2 pseudogenes are annotated in these 1,179 nt (G+C 62.3%); both read left to right on the top strand.

The window, feature by feature from the left end:
• Positions 1-854: pseudogene (locus tag NKJ26_RS33390) on the top strand (zinc-binding dehydrogenase); the annotation flags it as partial.
• Between the two features lie 9 nt (positions 855-863).
• Positions 864-1,179, top strand: a pseudogene (locus NKJ26_RS33385) (hypothetical protein); the annotation flags it as partial.

Here is a 1,179-nt window from a genome sequence, read left to right as displayed (position 1 = left end):
AAACCGCAACAGGAACATGGCCGATAAGGTATTTGGGCATGCCACGGCGGGCCTGTTCGGATATACCCATCTGACCAGCGGCTACCCCGGCGGACAGGCCGAATATATGCGGGTCCCGTTTGCCGACAGCACGCACGTGAAGGTGCCGGACAGCCTGACCGACGAGCAGGCGCTGTTCCTCGGCGACATCTTTCCCACGGGATGGCAGGCGGCGGTCCAGTGCGACATCGAACCTTCCGACACGGTGGCGGTTTGGGGCTGCGGCCCGGTCGGACAGATGGCCATGCGCAGCGCCGTGCTGCTCGGGGCGAGGCAGGTGGTGGCGATAGACTGGCTGCCGGAGCGGCTGTCCATGGCCGAAGCCGGTGGCGCCATACCAATCAACTTCCGCGAGGACAGCGTCATTGAGCCGACTGAACGACCTCACCGACGGCAAAGGCCCCGAAAAATGCATCGACTGCGTTGGCATGGAAAGCCATGTCTCGCTGGCTCTGCCGGACACCGTCCGCGACCGCGCAAAGCAGGTGATGCTGATGGAAAACGACCGGCCACACGTGCTGCGTGAGATGATCTATGTCTGCCGGCCTGCCGGCGTGATCTCGATCCCCGGCGTCTATAGCGGGTTGGTCGACAAGGTTCCGATGGGGCAGGCAACGAACAAGGGCCTGACTTTCCGCATGGGACAGACCCATGTGAATCGCTGGACCGATGATCTGTTGCGTCGCATCGAGGAGGGTCAGATCGATCCGTCTTTCGTGATCACCCATACCGTGGGGCTCAAGCACGGACCCGAGATGTACAAGGTGTTCCGCGACAAGCAGGACAGCTGCATCAAGGTGGTGTTGAAGCCGTAGGAAGAGCTCATGAACGTGCTTGCGAAAATAACCGGCATCGCCAGATCGCCAGTCGATCCCAAAATCCTGAAAACCGGTGCGAGTTCGCTCGGGGCGACCGACAAACTCGCGCGCAAGCTCGGCTGGTTCAGCATAGCGCTGGGCGTTTTCGAGCTGGTGGGGGCTGAACGTATTGCCAGCGCGCTTGGCTTGCGCGGCAAGGCAAATCTGATCCGCGCTTACGGGGCGCGTGAAATCGGGAGCGGCATTCTCTCGCTTTCGGTCGACAAGCGGACCGGACTGTGGAGCCGCGTGGCCGGCGACGGGTTGGACGTGGCCACGCTGC

Origin of the sequence: Mesorhizobium sp. M0152 (genome assembly GCF_040322415.1) — a bacterium.
Classification (GTDB): Bacteria; Pseudomonadota; Alphaproteobacteria; order Rhizobiales; family Rhizobiaceae; genus Mesorhizobium.
Note: the sequence above shows the minus strand (reverse complement) of the source record. Positions and strands in the feature narration are given on the sequence as shown.